The organism is Pseudomonas sp. NY15354 (genome assembly GCF_048068075.1).
Lineage (GTDB): Bacteria > Pseudomonadota > Gammaproteobacteria > Pseudomonadales > Pseudomonadaceae > Aquipseudomonas > Aquipseudomonas guariconensis_C.
On sequence record NZ_JBLUPV010000078.1, the window covers coordinates 1 to 344 of the forward strand.

Annotated in this window: 2 tRNA genes; both read left to right on the forward strand. The window is 53.8% G+C overall.

The features are described from left to right. Positions 1–34: 34 nt before the first annotated feature. Positions 35–111 (forward strand) — tRNA-Met (locus ACNFCH_RS25870). 122 nt (positions 112–233) lie between these two features. Continuing rightward, positions 234–310: transfer RNA gene (locus tag ACNFCH_RS25875), tRNA-Met, on the forward strand. The last annotated feature ends 34 nt before the right edge of the window (positions 311–344 follow it).

Below are 344 nucleotides of genomic sequence, written 5' to 3' on the forward strand. Positions count from 1 at the left end.
GCCAGAGGATTTCCGTAGAATTCGATCTCACAGGCGCGGGATGGAGCAGCCTGGTAGCTCGTCGGGCTCATAACCCGAAGGTCGTCGGTTCAAATCCGGCTCCCGCAACCAGATTCAGAAAAAGGCCACTGTCGATACAGTGGCCTTTTTTCTTGTCTTCAAAAAAATCTGCGAAAAATCAAAGAGTAGTGCTTGACAGCCACTCGGAATTCCGTAGAATGCGCATCCACTGACGCGGGATGGAGCAGCCTGGTAGCTCGTCGGGCTCATAACCCGAAGGTCGTCGGTTCAAATCCGGCTCCCGCAACCATATTCGTCAGAACAAACCCCGCCTGCTAACGCAG